Origin of the sequence: Pseudomonas wuhanensis, from assembly GCF_030687395.1 — a bacterium.
GTDB lineage: Bacteria > Pseudomonadota > Gammaproteobacteria > Pseudomonadales > Pseudomonadaceae > Aquipseudomonas > Aquipseudomonas wuhanensis.
Window position 1 is genome coordinate 5,671,777 of the sequence record NZ_CP117430.1, and the last position, 18,631, is coordinate 5,690,407.

Genomic DNA, 18,631 nt, shown 5'->3' on the forward strand with positions numbered 1-18,631 from the left:
ACCAGACCCCTTCCGCCAGACTGCGCATCAGTCCGGCAGGAGGGGTTTTCTTTGGTCTGTCATTTACGTTTGCGTCTCTTCCTCTTCCTCGTCCTCATCGGCGTCTGGGTCGTCTTCGTCTGATTCGGTCGCAGCGATCATCAGCTCGCTGTGCACGCCTTGCCCGTTCAAGGCCTGTTTTTCATGGTCCTGACATTCTGCCCACGCCACCGCCGACGTGCCGAGGGACAGCAGCACCAACACCTTAAGCAACAACACAATGCGTTGAAAAATACTCATAGCCGATTCCATCCTTTATGGGGGTGACGCATGGATGCCTGAAAGGTACTGAGTGAAATTTAGTTCCGATTGACCGGGTTCTCCAGATGGGACGCTACCGGGTAGCAGAAAATGCCGTTGGCGGAGAGATTGGTTTCGAATAAGGGTTATATCCAAACCCACTAACAATGATGCCCCCTGCTCGCGATGGCGGACAGCCAGTCGACACATGTCTGAATGCCAGACCGCTATCGCGAGCAGGCTCGCTCCCACAGGGAAATAGTGGTCAATAAAAAAGCCCCGATACTTACGCATCGGGGCTTTGGGTGTTACGGCTCAGCGCTTAGTGATGCTCACGCGTCGCACGGAATTTCACATCCGGCCAGCGCTCTTCCATCAGCGCCAGGTTGACCCGTGTCGGGGCCAGGTAGGTCAGGTGACCGCCGCCGTCGACAGCGAGGTTTTCCACGGCCTTGACCCGGAACTCCTCAAACTTCTTCTTATCATCGCAATCGATCCAGCGCGCGGAATAAACGGTGATCGGCTCATACGAGCACTCGACCTTGTATTCCTCTTTCAAACGGCTGGCGACCACATCGAACTGCAGCACACCGACGGCGCCGAGGATGATGTCGTTGCTGCGCTCGGGGAAGAACACCTGGGTGGCGCCTTCTTCGGCCAGTTGCTGCAAGCCCTGCCGCAGTTGCTTGGATTTCAGCGGATCACGCAGACGCACGCGACGGAACAGTTCCGGGGCGAAGTGCGGGATACCGGTGAAGCCCAGGACTTCGCCTTCGGTGAAGGTGTCGCCGATCTGGATGGTGCCGTGGTTATGCAAACCGATGATGTCGCCGGCAAACGCTTCTTCCAGTTGCTCACGCTCGGAGGAGAAGAAGGTCAGCGCATCGCCGATCCGCACGTCTTTGCCGGTGCGCACGTGGCGCATTTTCATGCCTTTTTCGTACTTGCCGGAGCAAATACGCATGAAGGCGATGCGGTCGCGGTGTTTGGGGTCCATGTTCGCCTGGATCTTGAACACGAAGCCTGAGAACTTCTCTTCCACTGGTTCCACGGTGCGCTCGTTGGCGACACGGGCCAGCGGTTTCGGCGCCCAGTTGACCACGGCGTCGAGCACGTGATCGACACCGAAGTTGCCCAGAGCGGTACCGAAGAACACCGGTGTCAGTTGGCCGTCGAGGAATTCCTGTTGATTGAATTCGTGGCAGGCGCCCTGCACCAGTTCCAGCTGATCAACGAAGCGATCGTACTCGTCGCCCAAGTGCGCGCGGGCCTCATCGGAGTCGAGCTTCTCGATGATTTTCACATCGGTACGCTCATGGCCGTGGCCGGCGGTGTAGACGATGATGTAGTCGTCGGCGAGGTGATAAACGCCCTTGAAGTCGCGGTAGCAACCGATCGGCCAGGTGATCGGCGCCGCCTTGATCTTCAGGACCGCTTCGATTTCGTCGAGCAGTTCGATCGGGTCGCGAATGTCACGGTCGAGTTTGTTGATGAAGCTGACGATCGGCGTGTCACGCAAACGGCAGACGTCCATCAGGGCGATGGTCCGTGGTTCTACACCCTTACCGCCGTCGAGGACCATCAATGCCGAGTCCACCGCTGTCAGGGTGCGGTAGGTATCTTCGGAGAAGTCTTCGTGGCCCGGGGTGTCGAGCAGGTTGATCATGTGATCGCGATACGGGAACTGCATGACCGACGTGGTAATGGAAATACCCCGTTGTTTTTCCATTTCCATCCAGTCGGAGGTGGCATGGCGGTCGGATTTTCGAGATTTCACCGTGCCCGCAATCGCAATCGCCTTGCCCATCAGCAAGAGCTTCTCGGTGATGGTGGTCTTACCGGCATCGGGGTGGGAAATAATGGCGAAAGTGCGGCGTTTCGCGACTTCGGCGGCCTGTTTGGTCATGGGAAATCGCCTGGCAGGTGATTCAAAAAAGGGCCGCGATTATAGCCCAACTTCATCGAAGAACCGAACCGTTGAGCACATTAGGAGTGGCCAAATGCTGCTTCCGATGGGAACCTTTCGGAGCGTGGAGGCGTCCACTCCCCTGTTACGGCCATTCGTCAGGGTTGAAAAATCAGCAAGTTAGCCTGACGAGGCTGCGCTTATGGCTCGATTTCAGGCCGTTTTACCGGCACTGATAGAGCTGCTTTTCGCGAACACTGACTTCGGCAGCCAGGAATGGCATTGCCACACGAAGCGGTGTCCGCCGACTGAAAAAAGGAGTCCGCCTGTGGCTATTCGCTATGGCAAAGGGCTGACAGGAGGTGCGGTTGTCGTCGCCCTTCTGGCCCTGCTGGTCCACTGGATTGGCATCAACACGATCGAACAGTACCGCGACGATTTGTTGTTTTACCTGCAAGCTCATCTGATTCTCGTCCTCGTTTCCATGCTGGCCGCCCTTGTAGTGGGCATCCCCGCCGGCATCTTCCTCAGCCGCCCGACCATGGTTGGACGCGCCGAACGCTTCATGCAGATCTTCAACATCGGCAACACAGTGCCGCCTCTTGCCGTACTGGCCATTGCATTGGGGATCCTCGGCATCGGCAGCGGCCCGGCGATCTTCGCCTTGTTCCTCGCCTCACTGTTGCCGATTGTGCGCAACACCTACGAAGGGCTGAAAAACGTCCAGGGTTCACTCAAGGAAGCGGCCGTTGGCATCGGCATGACACCGACTCAGGTGCTATGGCGGGTCGAACTACCGAACGCCGTGCCGATCATCATCGGTGGCGTGCGCGTGGCGCTGGCGATCAACGTCGGTACCGCACCGCTGGCGTTCCTGATTGGCGCCAACAGCCTGGGCAGCCTGATTTTCCCCGGCATCGCCCTGAACAATCAGCCGCAACTGCTGCTCGGCGCGGCCTGCACCGCCCTGTTGGCCTTGCTGCTCGACGGCCTGGTGACACTCGCCAGCCGCCTCTGGCTCGAACGCGGCTTGCGCCCGTCTTAAGCCTCGGCAAAGGAATTTTTATGAAGAAATTAAGCTTTTTACTAGGCTGCGTTCTGCTGTTCGCAGGATTTGCCCAAGCCGCTGAAAAACCGGTGATCCGCATCGGCGCCCGGGTGTTCACCGAACAAACCCTGCTGGCGGAAATCACTTCCCAATACCTGCGCACCAAGGGTTACGACACCCAAGTGACCGGCGGTCTGGGTAGCAACCTGGCCCGCAGCGCCCACGAAAGTGGCCAGCTGGATTTGATGTGGGAATACACCGGCGTGTCGCTGGTGGCCTACAACCATGTCACCGACAAGCTCGACAGCGCTCAGTCCTACGCCCGGGTGAAAGAACTCGACGCGAAAAAGGGCCTGGTCTGGCTCACCCCGTCGAAGTTCAGCAACACCTACGCCCTGGCCCTGCCGGAAAACACCGCAAAGGCTTACCCGCAGATCAACACCATCAGCGAGCTGAACACGGTGCTGCAGGCTGAGGCGAAGACTAATCATCTCGTCGCGCTGGACACCGAGTTTGCCAACCGTTCCGACGGACTCGATGGCATGGTGGACCTCTACGGCATGAACCTGACCCGCAACAACATCCGCCAGATGGATGCCGGGCTGGTCTACACCGCTCTGCGCAATGGCCAGGTGTTTGCCGGTCTGGTCTACACCACCGACGGTCGTTTGAACGCCTTCAAGCTCAAATTGCTGGAAGACGACAAACATTACTTCCCGGACTACACCGCCGCGCCAGTGGTGAGTCAGGTTTACCTCGACGCCCACCCGAAACTCGCCGAAGAGCTCAAGCCACTGGCCGAACTTTTCGACGACGCCACCATGCGTCAGCTGAATGCGCGGGTCGATGTCGATCATGAAAGCCCTTCATCCGTTGCTGCAGATTTCCTGCGCCAGCACCCCATCAACTGAGGAGGAAAAGCCATGGAATTTTTGAACGCCTTTTCCCATCTCGATTGGCCGCAGGTTTTGCACCTGACCTGGCAGCACATCACCCTGGTCGGCATCGCCGTGACCCTGGCGATTCTGGTCGGCGTGCCGCTGGGCATCCTGATGACCCGTTTCCCGACACTGGCCGGCCCGTTGCAAGCCAGCGCTACGGTGTTGCTGACCGTGCCATCGATTGCGCTGTTCGGCCTGCTGCTGCCGTTCTACTCCAAATTCGGCCAGGGCCTCGGCCCGATGCCGGCGATCACCGCCGTGTTTCTGTACTCGTTGCTGCCGATCATGCGTAACACCTATTTGGCGCTGACCGGCGTCGAACCGGGTATTCGCGAAGCGGCGCGCGGCATCGGCATGACCTTCGGCCAGCGCCTGCGCATGGTCGAACTGCCGATTGCCGTGCCGGTGATCCTCGCCGGCGTGCGCACCGCCGTGGTGATGAACATCGGCGTGATGACCATCGCCGCGACCATCGGCGCCGGTGGTCTCGGTGTACTCATTCTCGCTTCCATCAGCCGCAGCGACATGTCGATGCTGATCGTCGGCGCCGTGCTGGTCAGTCTCCTGGCCATCTTCGCCGATCTGCTCCTGCAATGGCTGCAACGCACGCTGACTCCAAAAGGACTGCTCAAATGATCGAACTTCAAAACCTCAGCAAGACCTTCCAAAGCAACGGCAAAGATGTGAAAGCCGTGGACTCGGTAAGCCTGACCGTCAATGAAGGCGAGATCTGCGTGTTCCTGGGGCCATCGGGCTGCGGCAAAAGCACCACGCTGAAAATGATCAACCGCCTGATCAAACCGACCTCCGGCAAGATCCTGATCAACGGCGAAGACACCACCGACCTCGACGCCGTGACCCTGCGTCGCAACATCGGTTATGTGATCCAGCAGATCGGCCTGTTCCCGAACATGACCATCGAGGAAAACATCACCATCGTTCCGCGCCTGCTCGGCTGGGACAAACAGAAATGCCACGACCGCGCCCGCGAGTTGATGAGCATGATCAAGCTCGAACCCAAGCAGTATCTGACTCGCTATCCGCGTGAACTGTCCGGGGGCCAGCAGCAGCGGATCGGCGTGATTCGCGCGCTGGCGGCGGATGCGCCATTGCTGTTGATGGACGAACCGTTCGGCGCGGTCGACCCGATCAACCGTGAGATGATTCAGAACGAATTCTTCGAGATGCAACGGGCGCTGAACAAGACCGTGATCATGGTCAGCCACGACATTGACGAGGCGATCAAGCTCGGCGACAAGATCGCGATTTTCCGCGCTGGCAAACTGCTGCAGATCGACCACCCGGACACCCTGCTCGCGCACCCGGCGGACGACTTTGTCAGCAACTTCGTCGGCCAGGACAGCACCCTCAAGCGTCTGCTGCTGGTGAAAGCCGAAGACGCGGCGGACAACGCGCCCTCGGTGAGCCCGGAAACCCCGGTGGCCGAAGCGCTGGAGTTGATGGACGAACTGGACCGTCGCTACGTGGTGGTTACTTGTGCCGAGAACAAGGCCTTGGGCTACGTGCGCCGTCGCGACCTGCACCGCCAGACCGGCACCTGCACGCAATACTTGCGCGAGTTCAACGCCACCGCGGCGTACGACGAGCATTTGCGCATCCTGCTGTCGCGCATGTACGAGTTCAACCGCTCGTGGCTGCCGGTGATGGATGCCGAGCGGGTGTTCCTGGGTGAGGTGACCCAGGAATCGATAGCCGAATATTTGAGCTCCGGTAAGTCCCGTGGGGGCAAGACCAGTATTGTTTCGCCAGCGGAAACTGCGTTGGCCTGACGGACGCCATCGCGGGCAAGCCTCGCTCCCACAGGGTTCTTGGTGTACACGAGATTTTGTGTACGACAGAAACCACTGTGGGAGCGGGCTTGCCCGCGATTGGGGGCACCACAAATCCCCCTGAAACACCTCAAATATCCCTTCTACGGGAACATCACACTGTCATGCAGGTCGGTTACATCAGTACCTGTCCGGCACCGCACGACGGAAGCGTGCAAAAACGCGACATTTTTTGTTGATCTCAAGCTCCTCACGCCCTAAAGTTCGCGCCGAACGTCCATGCTGGAAACGATCCATCCGGCTCAAGTACTGACGACGAGACAGCAAGGCCAAGGGAAAGCACCGCCTCCCATGGCCTTTTTGCTTTCGGCGACATGCCTTGGGAAGTAGGCGAACCAAAGTGGGGATACGGAGGGCGTTCATTTGCACCCATTGATAATTTCAGTTTGCCAGTAGGAGTTCCCAGCATGTCGATCAACGTCGAAGACTATTTCGCGCGCGATACCTTCCAGAAAATGAAGGCCTTCGCCGACAAACAAGAAACCCCGTTCGTGGTGATCGACACCGCGATGATCAGCCAGGCCTACGACGACCTGCGCGCCGGTTTCGAATTCGCCAAGGTCTACTACGCAGTCAAGGCCAACCCGGCTGTTGAAATCATCGACCTGCTCAAAGAGAAAGGCTCGAACTTCGACATCGCCTCGATCTACGAGCTCGACAAAGTGATGAACCAGGGCGTCGGCCCGGATCGCATCAGCTACGGCAACACCATCAAGAAATCCAAGGACATTCGCTACTTCTACGACAAGGGCGTGCGTCTGTATGCCACCGACTCCGAAGCCGACCTGCGCAACATCGCCAAGGCAGCTCCGGGCTCGAAAGTCTACGTGCGCATCCTGACCGAAGGTTCGACCACCGCCGACTGGCCACTGTCGCGTAAATTCGGCTGCCAGACCGACATGGCCATGGACCTGCTGATCCTCGCTCGCGACCTGGGTCTGGTGCCTTACGGCATCTCCTTCCACGTCGGCTCGCAGCAGCGTGACATCAGCGTCTGGGACGCGGCGATCGCCAAGGTCAAAGTGATCTTCGAGCGTCTGAAAGAAGAAGACGGTATCCACCTGAAGCTGATCAACATGGGCGGTGGCTTCCCGGCCAACTACATCACCCGCACCAACAGCCTGGAAACCTACGCTGAAGAAATCATCCGCTTCCTCAAGGAAGACTTCGGCGACGAGCTGCCGGAAATCATCCTGGAGCCGGGCCGCTCGCTGATCGCCAACGCCGGCATTCTGGTCAGCGAAGTGGTGTTGGTGGCGCGTAAATCCCGTACCGCCGTCGAGCGATGGGTGTACACGGATGTGGGCAAGTTCTCCGGCCTGATCGAAACCATGGACGAAGCCATCAAGTTCCCGATCTGGACCGAGAAAAAAGGCGAGATGGAAGAAGTGGTCATCGCCGGCCCGACCTGCGACAGCGCCGACATCATGTACGAGAACTACAAGTACGGTCTGCCGCTGAACCTGGCGATCGGTGACCGCTTGTACTGGTTGTCGACCGGTGCTTACACCACCAGCTACAGCGCTGTTGAATTCAATGGCTTCCCGCCGTTGAAGTCGTTCTACGTTTAATCCGCTGCTGGCCCGAAAAAAGCCCATGACATGTCATGGGCTTTTTTTTTGACCGCATTCAACGTCCGCAGAATCTGGTCTGACATGGCTTTGACTTCAGCCAGCGAAAAATCCACCAGTCTCAATGAGCTACTGGCACGTCCCAAGGTTTGTCCGGAATGGTTGATTTGAAGATATCGCTGGGCTTCACCCAGGATATACGTCAGCCGGTAGCAAAAGTCGCTGAGATTGTTCACCACCCCTGTGGTGCGCCGATATAACCCGGATAGCCGAGCAAGATGTTCCCGCGCCATTTCCAGTCGCTCCTGCTGAGAGTAGGGTTGGGGTACGCTTCGATCTTGGGGATAGGATCGTGGCATTGACACAAGGGAAGTCCGATCGACTCGATGAGTCGAACAAAAATACTGTGGATCGTTTCACCGACGCTGCGCACTGTTTCCTTGAATCTCGCGACACCTGACTTGCAGGTTTCCAGCCGAGAGAAAAGCTCACGCATGACGCAATGTTGTCGGAGAGGCGTGACGATCTGTCGCTGACCGCCGCGCTGTTCCGCACCGAGAAAACCAACGCGCGGATCAACGATCCGGACGGCGGCACCACGCAAGTACTGGACGGCGAACAGCAGGTCAATGGCCTGGAACTGAGCTACGCCGGCAAGCTGACCAGTTAAACGAGAATCCCTGTGGTTGCGCGGCGGACTGACTGACATTAGGCCAAAGCCCCGTTCATCGACGTGAACGGGGCTTTTGTGTGTAAAAAAGAATGCTTCTCGACAACTCACGGCATAATGCGCGCCGTGATGATGACTTTTGAACGAACAAGGCGAGCGACGTGTTGAAGAAATCCCTGTTCCAGTTGCACTGGTTTTTCGGCATCAGCGCCGGGCTGGTCCTGGCCCTGATGGGCATCACCGGGGCGGCGGTATCGTTCCAGGATGAAATCCTGCGAGCGCTGAACCCCTCTGTGCTGCACGTCGAGAAGCAGATCGCCGGCGTACTGCCGCCTGCCGAGCTGGTAGAGAAAATCGAAGGTGCTTCGGGCAAGACAGTCTCGATGCTTTGGGTCGAGACCGACAGCGGCAACGCCGCGCGGGTGATCTTCACGGCACCACCCGGTGAACGTCGCGGGCCGATGCGTTACTTCGACCCATACACCGCCGAGTTCATGGGCGACGTCACGGGCCAGGATTTCTTTGGCCTGATGCTGCAACTGCACCGGGTCTTGGCCATGGACGATACCGGCCGGCAGATCACCGGCGCCTGTACGCTGATCCTGCTGTTCTTCTGCCTGTCCGGCCTGTACCTGCGCTGGCCGCGGCAGTGGAAAAACTGGCGCGCCTGGCTGACCCTGGACTGGAATAAAAAGGGCCGCAGCTTCAATTGGGATCTGCATTCGGTGGCCGGTACCTGGTGCCTGGTGTTCTATCTTTTGGCGGCGCTGACCGGGCTGACCTGGTCGTACGAGTGGTACAACAAGGGCCTGACGCGGCTGCTTTCCGATTCGCCGCAAAACGAACGAGTGCGCAGTCGCGGTCCTGCGCCAAGCGGCCCGGCCCCCACCGCCGATTACGCCGCGATATGGAGCAGCATCTACAGCGCCGCCGGCCCTGGGCTTTCGTCCTACAACGTGCGTATGCCACCGGTGGCCGGGCAACCGGCAACGGTGTTCTACCTGCTGAAGAACTCCCCCCACGACCAGGCACGGAACCAGCTCACCCTCGATCCGGCGACCGGCATCGTCAGCCGTCATGACCGTTACAGCGACAAGAGCCTCAAGGCGCAGCTGTTGACCAGTGTCTACGCGCTGCATGTCGGCAGTTATTTCGGGATGATCGGGCGGATTATGGTGACGATCGCCGCGCTGGCCATGCCGCTGTTTTTCATCACTGGCTGGTTGCTGTACCTGGACCGTCGACGCAAGAAACGTCAGATCAAGGACGCCCGCAAAGGCCTCGCGCAACCGGGCAGCGATGCGCCGGCATGGCTGATCGGCTTCGCCAGCCAGAGCGGGTTTGCCGAGCAACTCGCCTGGCAGACTGCCGGACAATTGCAGGCCGCCGGGTTGCCGGTGAAGGTTCAACCGTTGGCCAATGTCAGCGAACAGGACCTGCAGGATTCCAGCAACGCGCTGTTTGTGGTCAGCACCTTCGGCGACGGTGAAGCACCGGACAGCGCCCGAGGATTCGAACGCAAAGTGTTGGGTCGGACGCTGAGTTTCGACAGTCTTAACTATGCCGTACTCGGCCTCGGTGACCGCCAGTATCAACACTTCTGCGGCTTCGCTCGCCGCTTGCACACCTGGCTGGGCGAGCACGGCGGCAAGACCTTGTTCGCCCCGGTGGAAGTCGACAGCGGCGACCCTTACGCCTTGCGTCACTGGCAACAGCAACTCGGCCTGCTGACGGGCCAGGCGCCGGTGGATACCTGGCAAGCGCCACGCTACGACAACTGGACCCTGACCCGTCGCGAATTGATGAACCCGGACAGCAGCGGTTCGCCCGTGTATTTGCTCGGTCTCAGCGCCCCCTCCACCAGCAGCTGGCTGGCCGGTGATCTGGTGGAAGTGCTGCCGCGAAACTGCCCGTGGGCCATCGAGCATTTCCTCGACGGCCTGGGGATTGATGGTCGGGCCACGGTTGAGTTCGATGGCCTGTCGCAAACGCTGGAACAAGCCCTCGCCAGCCGCCAACTGCCCGAGAACCGCGCCCATCTGGTCGGCCTGCACGCGCAAGCGCTGGCGGACGCCCTGGTGCCGTTGGCCATGCGCGAATATTCCATCGCCTCGATCGCCGCCGACGGCGTGCTGGAGTTGATCGTGCGTCAGGAATTGCATGCCGACGGCAGCCTGGGCGTCGGTTCCGGCTGGTTGACCGAACACGCGCCCGTGGGTAGCAGCATCAGCCTGCGGGTACGACGCAACAGTGGTTTCCATCTACCGAACGAACCGGTGCCGATGATCCTGCTGGGCAACGGCACCGGGCTCGCCGGGTTGCGCAGTTTGCTCAAGGCACGGATTGCGGATGGGCAGCAGCGTCACTGGCTGCTATTCGGCGAGCGCAATCGCGAGCACGACTACCTGTGCCGCGCAGAGCTGGAAGAGTGGTCCATCAACGGGGATCTGGAGCGACTGGACCTGGCGTTCTCCCGAGATCAGGCCGAGAAGATCTATGTGCAGGATCGCCTGCGCGAATCTGCCGGCGAGTTGAAAAAGTGGCTGGCCGATGGCGCCGTGATTTACATCTGCGGCAGTTTGCAGGGGATGGCTTCAGGCGTGGATCAAGTGCTCAATGAAGTGCTGGGCGCGGATGAAGTCGAGCGCCTGATCGAACAAGGCCGCTACCGCCGCGACGTCTACTAATAGCGCGGTACATTGATTGATCGTTCCCACGCTCCGCGTGGGAATGCCTCAACGGACGCTCCGCGTTCGGCTTGAAAGGGACGCGGAGCGTCCCGGGCTGCATTCCCACGCAGAGCGTGGGAACGATCATGCAGCCCTCAAACTGGCTGCAACCTGCGCTCAAACACCCCCACCCCATCCAGATCCCGTAGCACGATGCCCATCTCCCCCGTCTGCCCATCAATGTTCACCTCGCCAAAAAACTGAAACCCGGCAAACGGCGAGGTGTTCTGCGCCGGCGGTGCTTTCTCGAACACCACTTCGGGACCAAAGGTTTTATCCAGCGCATTCGGCCCGAAGCTCCCCGCATTCAGCGGCCCCGCGACAAACTCCCAGAACGGTTCGAAGTCCTGAAACGCCGCGCGGTCCGGGTGGTAATGGTGCGCCGCGCAGTAATGCACATCCGCCGTGAGGAATACGAAATTGCGCACCTGCTGCGCCCGCAGAAAACCGAGCAATTCAGAGATTTCCACTTCACGGCCTTGAGCCGGGCCGGGGTCACCGTTGGCCACCGCCTCCCACCGCGCCACACCGGGGCTGACTTCACCGTCGGGGACGCCGAGGCCGATGGGCATGTCGGCGGCGATGACTTTCCATTGGGCCTGGGAGCCTTTCAATTCACGCTTGAGCCAGTCCAATTGTTCGCGACCGAGAAACGGTTTGGCGGCCCCCAGGTTGTCGTCATTGGCTTCGCGATAACTGCGCATGTCGAGCACGAACACATCAAGCATCGGCCCATAACTCAGCTTGCGATAAATCCGCCCGCCGTCATCGGCACTCTGCAAGCGCATCGGCGCGTATTCCAGCCAGGCCTGGCGCGCGCGGCCCACCAGGCTGTGGATATCTTTGCTCTTGTAGCGCTCATCCAGTTGCTTGCCCGGCGACCAGTTGTTCACCACTTCGTGGTCGTCCCACTGCCAGATTTGTGGGACCTCGGCGTTGAAGCGGCGAATGTTTTCGTCCATCAGGTTGTAGCGGTAATTGCCGCGATAGTCGTCGAGGGTTTCGGCGACTTTGCTCTTGGCTTCGCTGGTGATGTTGCGCCACACCCGGCCGCTTTCGGTGGTCAGTTGCGCCGGCACCGGGCCGTCGGCGTAGATCGTATCGCCGCTGTGGATAAAAAAATCCGGCAGGCGCAGACGCATGGCTTCGTAGATACGCATGCCGCCAATGTCCGGGTTGATGCCGAAACCCTGGCCGACCGTGTCGCCGCTCCAGACAAACCGAATATCCCGCCGGGCGGTTGGCACACTGCGCAGATGACCGAACCAGGGTTCGCTGGCGACACCGCTTTGGGCGTCTTCGAACGTCACACGGTAGAAAATCGCCTGATCGGCGGGCAGGCCAGTGAGCTCGACGCGGGCGGTGAAGTCGGTGCGGGCATCGGCCAATGGCGAAACAAATCGACGAGGGTTACTGAACAGACTGCGCGTGTCCCATTCCACCACCATCCGCGCCGCGCGGTCGCTACGGCTCCAGATCATCGCCCGGTCGCCCAACAGGTCGCCAGACTGCACGCCATCGGTGAGTTGCGGCCGATCCTTGACCGAAGCAATCACCGCCGGGGCCAGGCCGGGCATCAACAGCCCGGCGCCAACGACCTGCATGACACGACGACGGCTGAGGTCGAATTCGCTCATGGTGTTCTCCCTGAAAAAGGAAAACTTAAGCACGTGCAAATGACACCCATGTGAAAGCCCGATCCCTGTGGGAGCGGGCTTGCCCGCGATAGCGGTGCAACAGTCACCGAATGGGTTGAATGTTAAGCCGTCATCGCGGACAAGCCCGCTCCCACAGGTTTTGTGGTGTGTCAGGCGTTGGCCGGTTCCAGCGCCAGTTCCACTGTTTCCGGCCGCTTGAGCACCGAATACACCACCGCCGTCAGCAAACTACCGGCGACGATCGCCAGCAGGTACAACAGCGCATGGTTGATCGCATTCGGAATCAGCATCACGAACAACCCACCGTGCGGCGCCATGAGTTTGCAGCCGAAGTACATCGACAACGCGCCGGTCAACGCGCCGCCGGCGATGCTCGCCGGAATCACCCGCAGCGGGTCTTTGGCCGCGAACGGAATCGCCCCTTCGGAGATAAAGCACAGCCCCAGCACCAGCGCCGCTTTACCGGCCTCGCGCTCCGTCTGGGCGAACTTGCGCCGGGCGATGAACGTGGCGATGCCCAGGCCAATCGGCGGCACCATGCCGGCGGCCATGGTCGCGGCCATCGGTGCATAACTCTGCGATGCCAGCAGCCCCACTGAAAACGCGTAAGCCGCCTTGTTGATCGGCCCGCCGAGGTCGACGCACATCATCCCGCCCAGCAGCACACCGAGCAGGATGGCGTTGGTGGTGCCCATGCTGTCGAGGAAGTGCGTGAGCCCGGCGAGCATTTCGGCCACCGGTTTGCCGACCACGTAGATCATCACCAGACCGGTGAACAGGCTCGCCAGCAACGGGATGATCAGGATCGGTTTCAGCGCCTCAAGGCTTTGCGGCAGGCGCGCATAGCGATTGATCGCCTGGGCCGCGTAACCGGCGATGAAACCGGCAATGATCCCGCCAATGAAACCGGCGCCCAGGGTGCTCGCCAGCAAACCACCGATCATCCCCGGCGCCAGGCCCGGGCGGTCGGCGATGGAGTAAGCGATGTACCCCGCCAGCAGCGGCACCATCAGCTTGAACGCCGTCTCGCCGCCGATCTGCATCAGCGCGGCCGCCAGCGTACCTTCTTCCTTGAACGCGGTGATGCCGAACACGAAGGACAAGGCGATCATCAGACCGCCCGCTACCACCATCGGCAACATGTAGGACACACCGGTCAGCAAGTGTTTGTAGATGCCGGACTTCTCTTGCTTGGCCGGGCCTTTGGCACCGGTCGCAGCACTTTCCTGCTTGCCTTCGGCCAGGGCTTTGTTCAGCGTCGCTTCGGCCTGTTTCAGCGCAATGCCGGTGCCGCAGCGGTAGATTTTCTTGCCAGCGAAACGCTCGGTGGCGACTTCTATGTCGGCCGCCAACAGCACCACATCGGCATCGGCAATCGCCTCTGCGCTAAGCGGATTGCGCGCGCCGACCGAGCCCTGGGTTTCCACTTGCAGGTCGTAGCCCAGACGCTTGGCCGCTTGCTGCAAGGCTTCGGCAGCCATGAAGGTGTGAGCGACGCCGGTCGGGCACGCAGTGACGGCCACCAGGCGCGGTGCATTTTTAACGATGGCGGCAGGCTCGGCGGCGGCTTCGGGTGCGACGTAAACCTCAGCCTCCTCCACCCCACGGCGCAGCACCGCTTCGACATCTTGCAGGGCCTGGGCCGGGGTGCTCTGGAACACCCGTTTGCCGACGAACCGCGACATGTCCACCGGCGCGCTGGTGACCAGCAACACCCACTCGGCGGCCTCGATGGTCGCCGCCGACAATTGACGTTCCGGATGGGCTGCATCAACGACTTCGACACTGGTGCTCCAACCCTGACGCTGGGCCGCTGCATCGAGCAGACGAGCGCAGAGCACACTGGTGACCATGCCGTTCGGGCAGGCCGTAACAATGGCTAACTTCATTGCAAACCCTCTTATTGTTCTGTCAGGGGGCGCAGGCGCACGCCCTGTTCGAGCTGCGCCAGTTGCGCGGCGTCACCGATGCCAAAACCGATCTGCGTCACGGCCATGGCGGCAATCGCGGTGGCGGTGCGCAAGGTTTGTTCAGGCGTATCGGCACTGAGCAAACCGTGCAGCATGCCCGCCAGCAACGAATCCCCAGCACCAACGGTACTGACCACGCTGACCTTGGGCGGCGTGGCGTGCATGGCCGAGCCGACACTGAACCAACTCACCCCGTCGGCTCCGTCGGAAATCACCACATGCTCGATGCCATGGGCATGCAAACGGCTCGCCGCCTCGGACTGGGCCGTGTGCGAAACCACTTCGCAATCGAGTGCGTCGGCCAGTTCTTCGGTATTCGGTTTAATCAGCCACGGGCCGGCCTTGAGCGCCGTTCGTAGCGCCTCGCCACTGGTGTCGAGGGCGACTTTCAATCCGATTTGATTCAAGCGCTCGATCAACTCCCGTAACCACTGCGCACTGACCCCGCGCGGCAAACTGCCGGCGACCACTACCGCGTCATGCCCCGGCGCGATCTGCGCCAGGCGATCCAGCAGCGCCTGTTGCGCCGCCGCGCCGATCACCGGCCCCGGGCCGTTGATGTCGGTGATGCGCCCGTCGTGTTCGGCCAGTTTGAGGTTGCTGCGGGTCTCGCCCGGAACACGGATAAACGCGTCGACAAAACCGCGTTTGGCGAACAGGGTTTCGAATGCCTGAAGGTTGTCGGCCCCGAGAAAACCGCTGACGGTCAGTTGATGCCCGAGGTCCGCCAGCACCTGCGCTACGTTCACCCCTTTACCGGCGGCATGGGTGTGCATTTCGTCGCTGCGATTGACCTGACCGGGTGTAAGAACCGGCAATTGAACGGTGAGGTCCAGCGCCGGATTAAGGGTCAGGGTTAAGATCTTGGCCATTACAGGGCCTCCACTAATGCGCGGACTTCGTTCGCGCTGCCCACGGCCAGGGCCTGTTGGGCAAGGGTTTGAGTCTGGGTCAGGCTGAGTTCACGAATGCGCGCCTTGACCTCGGCAATGCTGCGGCCCGACACACTCAACTCATCCACACCCAGGCCCACCAGCACCGGCACTGCCAGCGGATCGGCTGCCAGTTCACCGCACACGCCGACCCACTTGCCATGAGCATGAGCCGCACGCACGGTGATGTCGATCAGTTGCAGCACCGCCGGGTGCAAGCCGTCAGCCTGGGCCGACAAAGTGGGATGACCACGGTCGATGGCCAGGGTGTACTGGGTCAGGTCATTGGTGCCGACGCTGAAGAAGTCCACTTCTTTGGCCAGTACCGGCGCCAACAAGGCAGCCGACGGCACTTCGATCATGATCCCCAGTTGCAGGTCCGCGACCGGGATTTCCAGACGCAGACGTTCAGTCATATCCCGAGCCTGACGCCACTCTTCGACGCTGCCGACCATCGGGAACATGATTCGCAATGGACGGTTGTCCGCCGCACGCAGCAAGGCGCGCAATTGCGCTTCCATGACCTGCGGACGTTGCAGGGTCAGGCGAATGCCACGCACGCCGAGGAACGGGTTTTCTTCTTTGGCGATCGGCCAGTACGGCAGCGGTTTGTCACCACCAACGTCAAGGGTGCGCACCACCAGCGGTCGACCGGCCAGGCCATCAAGCACACGACGATATTCGACTTCTTGAGTCGCCTCGTCCGGCGCTTGCGAGTGGGCCATGAAAATCAGTTCGGTGCGCAGCAGGCCAATGCCTTCGGCGCCCTGCTCCACCGCACTGGTGACGCCGGCGCTTTCACCGATATTGGCGAACACTTCCACCGCGTGGCCATCGGTGGTCAGCGCCGGTTGATGGCGTTGTTCAGCGGCGGCTTTCAAGCGCAGTTCGCGGGTGTCGCGCTCTTCGGTGGCGCGCTGCAAGGTTGCGGCATCGGCATCCACATGCAGGCGCCCGCGCTGACCATCGATCAACAGCGGCGTGCCTGGTTTCAGCAGCAACACGGCGGCGCCGGCGCCCACCAGCGCGGGAATACCGAGGGCACGCGCGACGATGGCGCTGTGGGCCGTGGCGCCACCGCGAGCAGTAAGAATGCCGGCGACGCGGGTCGGATCGAGACGTGCCACGTCGGACGGGCCGACTTCGTCCATCACCAGAATGTACGGTTGCGCAGGCTCCTCCGGTGTTTCGACGCCACACAAATGCGCCAGCACTCGACGGCCAATGTCCCGCAAGTCGGCGGCACGTTCGGCGAGCAAGGCGTCCTGCAGCGCTTCCTGTTGTTTGGCAGCCGCTTCGATCACCGCCATCCATGCTGCTTCGGCGCTTTCGCCTTGCTTGAGACGGGTGTCGACTTCGTCGGTCAGTTCCGGGTCGTCGAGCATTTCCTGATGGGTGATGAAAATCTCGCGAATTGCTTTGGCCTTGCTGCGCTCGATCAGGCCTTCGATGTCGCGACGCACATCGACCAGCGCTTGCTTGAGACGTTCGCGCTCGATGGCGGCGGACTCACCGCGCAGCGGGTAATCGATGACTTGCAGTACTTGAATATGCGCCGGGCCGATGGCGATCCCTGGTGCCGCAGCAATCGCCTGAATCAGGCTGCCGGACTTTGGCGCGAGCAGCACTTCGGCGACCTCTACCTCCACGAGCACTTCACGCTGCTGGCTCACCACGGGCAACGGCTCGACTTCTTCACCGAGGCCTTCTTCAATGGCCGCCAGCAAGGCGGGCAAGGCGTCGGCGGCGATGGTCGGTTCGGCGATGAGCTCCAGCACCTGACCGCGGCGGGCGCCAAGACTGAGCAGTTTGCTCAAACTCTTCACCGACACCGCGCTGTCGTGGCCATCGACGATGCGCACACGGATTTCGCCTTCAAAACTTTTCGCCAGTTGCGCAAGGATCTTCGCCGGGCGGGCATGCAAACCGTGGGCGTTGGCCAGGGCGATGCGTGCGCTCGGCCAGTCCGCCGGCACTTCACCGCCAAGGACTTCCAGCACCGCGCGGCTGCTGGTGGCGCGACCCAATTCATGACCACGGCCTTCGATCAGCAACGCGCAAAGGCGTTCGAGCAACGCCTGATGGGCTTCACCGAGGCTGGCCAGGCAGAACAGCCCGCTCAACGGCTGACCGAGGTAGCGGATGGGTTTGTCCGGGGTAACGAACGCCAGGCCCGGACGCTTCACCGTTTGTTCGCTGTGCAGCCACCACAGGCCATCGCCCAGCGGCAGCGCTTCGACCTGCTGCAAGACGCCGGCAAAACCGTTGCTCACGCAATCGGCCTGACGCAGCAAACGGGCACCGCGCCAGACCAGCTCTTCGAAATCATCGGCGGAAACACCGAGGCCGATCATCTGTGCGTCCAGCGCCAATTCTTGCGGCGCGCCTTGCAGCAGTTTCAACAAGGCTTCGGCGGAACTGGCGCGGCGCAGGGCCTGGCCCAGATCGGTTTCACCGAGGGCGCGGGTCAGCAGTTGCAGCAGGCGCAGGTGTTCATCGGATTTGGCGGCGATACCGATCGCCAGATAAACGATCTGGCCATCGCCCCAGTCCACGCCGTCAGGGAACTGCATCAGCCGCACGCCGGTGGAAAACACCAGATCGCGGGTTTCCGGGGTGCCGTGGGGGATGGCAATACCTTGGCCGAGAAAGGTCGAGCCCTGGGCTTCCCGGGCCTGCAAGCCCGCAAGATAACCGTCGGCCACCAGGCCATCGGTCACGAGTCGGTCAGCGAGTAATTGCAAGGCGGTGGCTTTATCCACAGCCGACTGGCCCATGGATATCTGCTCTATGGTGAGCTCGAGCATGCTTTCTCCTTTTTGGCGCCGTGTGACGCCAGGTATTGTTTTGATTGATTCAGCTTAGGCCCTTGGGAGCGCCTTTTCAGGGGCAGTTTTGGCGGTTTCGCGGCAGAACCGACCAAAGCGACCTATAACGTAGAAAATACGCCTGCTGAAACGTTTAATCTAGAATGTTAGGCACGTTACTCGATAATGTCTCATCCTTGAAGTCCAATTGTCGGACAGGCTGCGACAATGGTCGCCTGCCTGAATCGGGTAGGATTGGCGAAAATGTTG

General features: G+C 60.7%; 13 protein-coding genes and 1 pseudogene. 7 read left to right on the forward strand and 7 right to left on the reverse strand.

What is annotated here, in order from left to right; genetic code table 11:
• Positions 1 to 63 precede the first annotated feature (63 nt).
• Complete coding sequence (locus PSH88_RS26275) at positions 64 to 279, reverse strand: hypothetical protein (RefSeq protein WP_305423579.1); 216 nt, start codon at positions 277 to 279, stop codon at positions 64 to 66.
• Between the two features lie 322 nt (positions 280 to 601).
• Complete coding sequence (locus PSH88_RS26280) at positions 602 to 2,185, reverse strand: peptide chain release factor 3 (protein WP_123498922.1); 1,584 nt, start codon at positions 2,183 to 2,185, stop codon at positions 602 to 604.
• Between the two features lie 328 nt (positions 2,186 to 2,513).
• On the opposite strand from PSH88_RS26280, the gene PSH88_RS26285 reads away from it, so the two are divergent.
• From PSH88_RS26285 to PSH88_RS26305, 5 genes are all read left to right on the forward strand, one after another.
• A complete protein-coding gene (locus PSH88_RS26285) occupies positions 2,514 to 3,230 on the forward strand; it encodes an ABC transporter permease (protein ID WP_192417399.1) in 717 nt (238 codons plus the stop codon).
• A 20-nt stretch (positions 3,231 to 3,250) separates the two neighbouring features.
• The gene (locus PSH88_RS26290; RefSeq protein WP_305423582.1) at positions 3,251 to 4,144 is read left to right on the forward strand and encodes a glycine betaine ABC transporter substrate-binding protein; all 894 of its coding nucleotides are present in this window, start codon (positions 3,251 to 3,253) and stop codon (positions 4,142 to 4,144) included.
• Positions 4,145 to 4,156: 12 nt separating this feature from the next.
• Positions 4,157 to 4,810, forward strand: a complete 654-nt coding sequence (locus PSH88_RS26295) for an ABC transporter permease (protein ID WP_007900392.1) — start codon at positions 4,157 to 4,159, stop codon at positions 4,808 to 4,810.
• Positions 4,807 to 5,964: an osmoprotectant ABC transporter ATP-binding protein OsmV gene (locus PSH88_RS26300; RefSeq protein WP_305423584.1), complete on the forward strand. Its 1,158-nt coding sequence runs from the start codon at positions 4,807 to 4,809 to the stop codon at positions 5,962 to 5,964. Before PSH88_RS26295 ends, PSH88_RS26300 begins: the two co-directional genes overlap by 4 nt.
• A 467-nt stretch (positions 5,965 to 6,431) precedes the next feature.
• Positions 6,432 to 7,595, forward strand: coding sequence for a type III PLP-dependent enzyme (locus PSH88_RS26305; RefSeq protein WP_008067252.1), 1,164 nt, complete (start codon positions 6,432 to 6,434; stop codon positions 7,593 to 7,595).
• Here the strand turns inward: PSH88_RS26305 and PSH88_RS26310 are convergent.
• Positions 7,592 to 7,888, reverse strand: coding sequence for a hypothetical protein (locus PSH88_RS26310; protein ID WP_305423586.1), 297 nt, complete (start codon positions 7,886 to 7,888; stop codon positions 7,592 to 7,594). The genes PSH88_RS26305 and PSH88_RS26310 overlap by 4 nt on opposite strands.
• Before the next feature lie 227 nt (positions 7,889 to 8,115).
• Between PSH88_RS26310 and PSH88_RS26315 the strand changes: the two are divergent.
• Positions 8,116 to 8,259 (forward strand): annotated as a pseudogene (locus PSH88_RS26315) (hypothetical protein); the annotation flags it as partial.
• Positions 8,260 to 8,426: 167 nt separating this feature from the next.
• Entirely contained in the window at positions 8,427 to 10,952 is a 2,526-nt protein-coding gene (locus PSH88_RS26320; protein ID WP_305423588.1) for a PepSY domain-containing protein, read from the forward strand.
• A gap of 137 nt (positions 10,953 to 11,089) precedes the next feature.
• On the opposite strand, the gene PSH88_RS26325 is transcribed toward PSH88_RS26320, so the two are convergent.
• The 4 genes from PSH88_RS26325 to ptsP form a co-directional block, all read right to left on the reverse strand.
• The gene (locus PSH88_RS26325; protein ID WP_305423589.1) at positions 11,090 to 12,631 is read right to left on the reverse strand and encodes an alkaline phosphatase D family protein; all 1,542 of its coding nucleotides are present in this window, start codon (positions 12,629 to 12,631) and stop codon (positions 11,090 to 11,092) included.
• Positions 12,632 to 12,801: 170 nt separating this feature from the next.
• A complete protein-coding gene (locus tag PSH88_RS26330) occupies positions 12,802 to 14,541 on the reverse strand; it encodes a PTS fructose-like transporter subunit IIB (protein ID WP_305423591.1) in 1,740 nt (579 codons plus the stop codon).
• A gap of 11 nt (positions 14,542 to 14,552) precedes the next feature.
• Positions 14,553 to 15,494, reverse strand: coding sequence for a 1-phosphofructokinase (gene pfkB, locus PSH88_RS26335; RefSeq protein ID WP_305423593.1), 942 nt, complete (start codon positions 15,492 to 15,494; stop codon positions 14,553 to 14,555).
• Complete coding sequence (ptsP, locus tag PSH88_RS26340) at positions 15,494 to 18,361, reverse strand: phosphoenolpyruvate--protein phosphotransferase (RefSeq protein ID WP_305423595.1); 2,868 nt, start codon at positions 18,359 to 18,361, stop codon at positions 15,494 to 15,496. Before ptsP ends, pfkB begins: the two co-directional genes overlap by 1 nt.
• Positions 18,362 to 18,631: the final 270 nt, after the last annotated feature.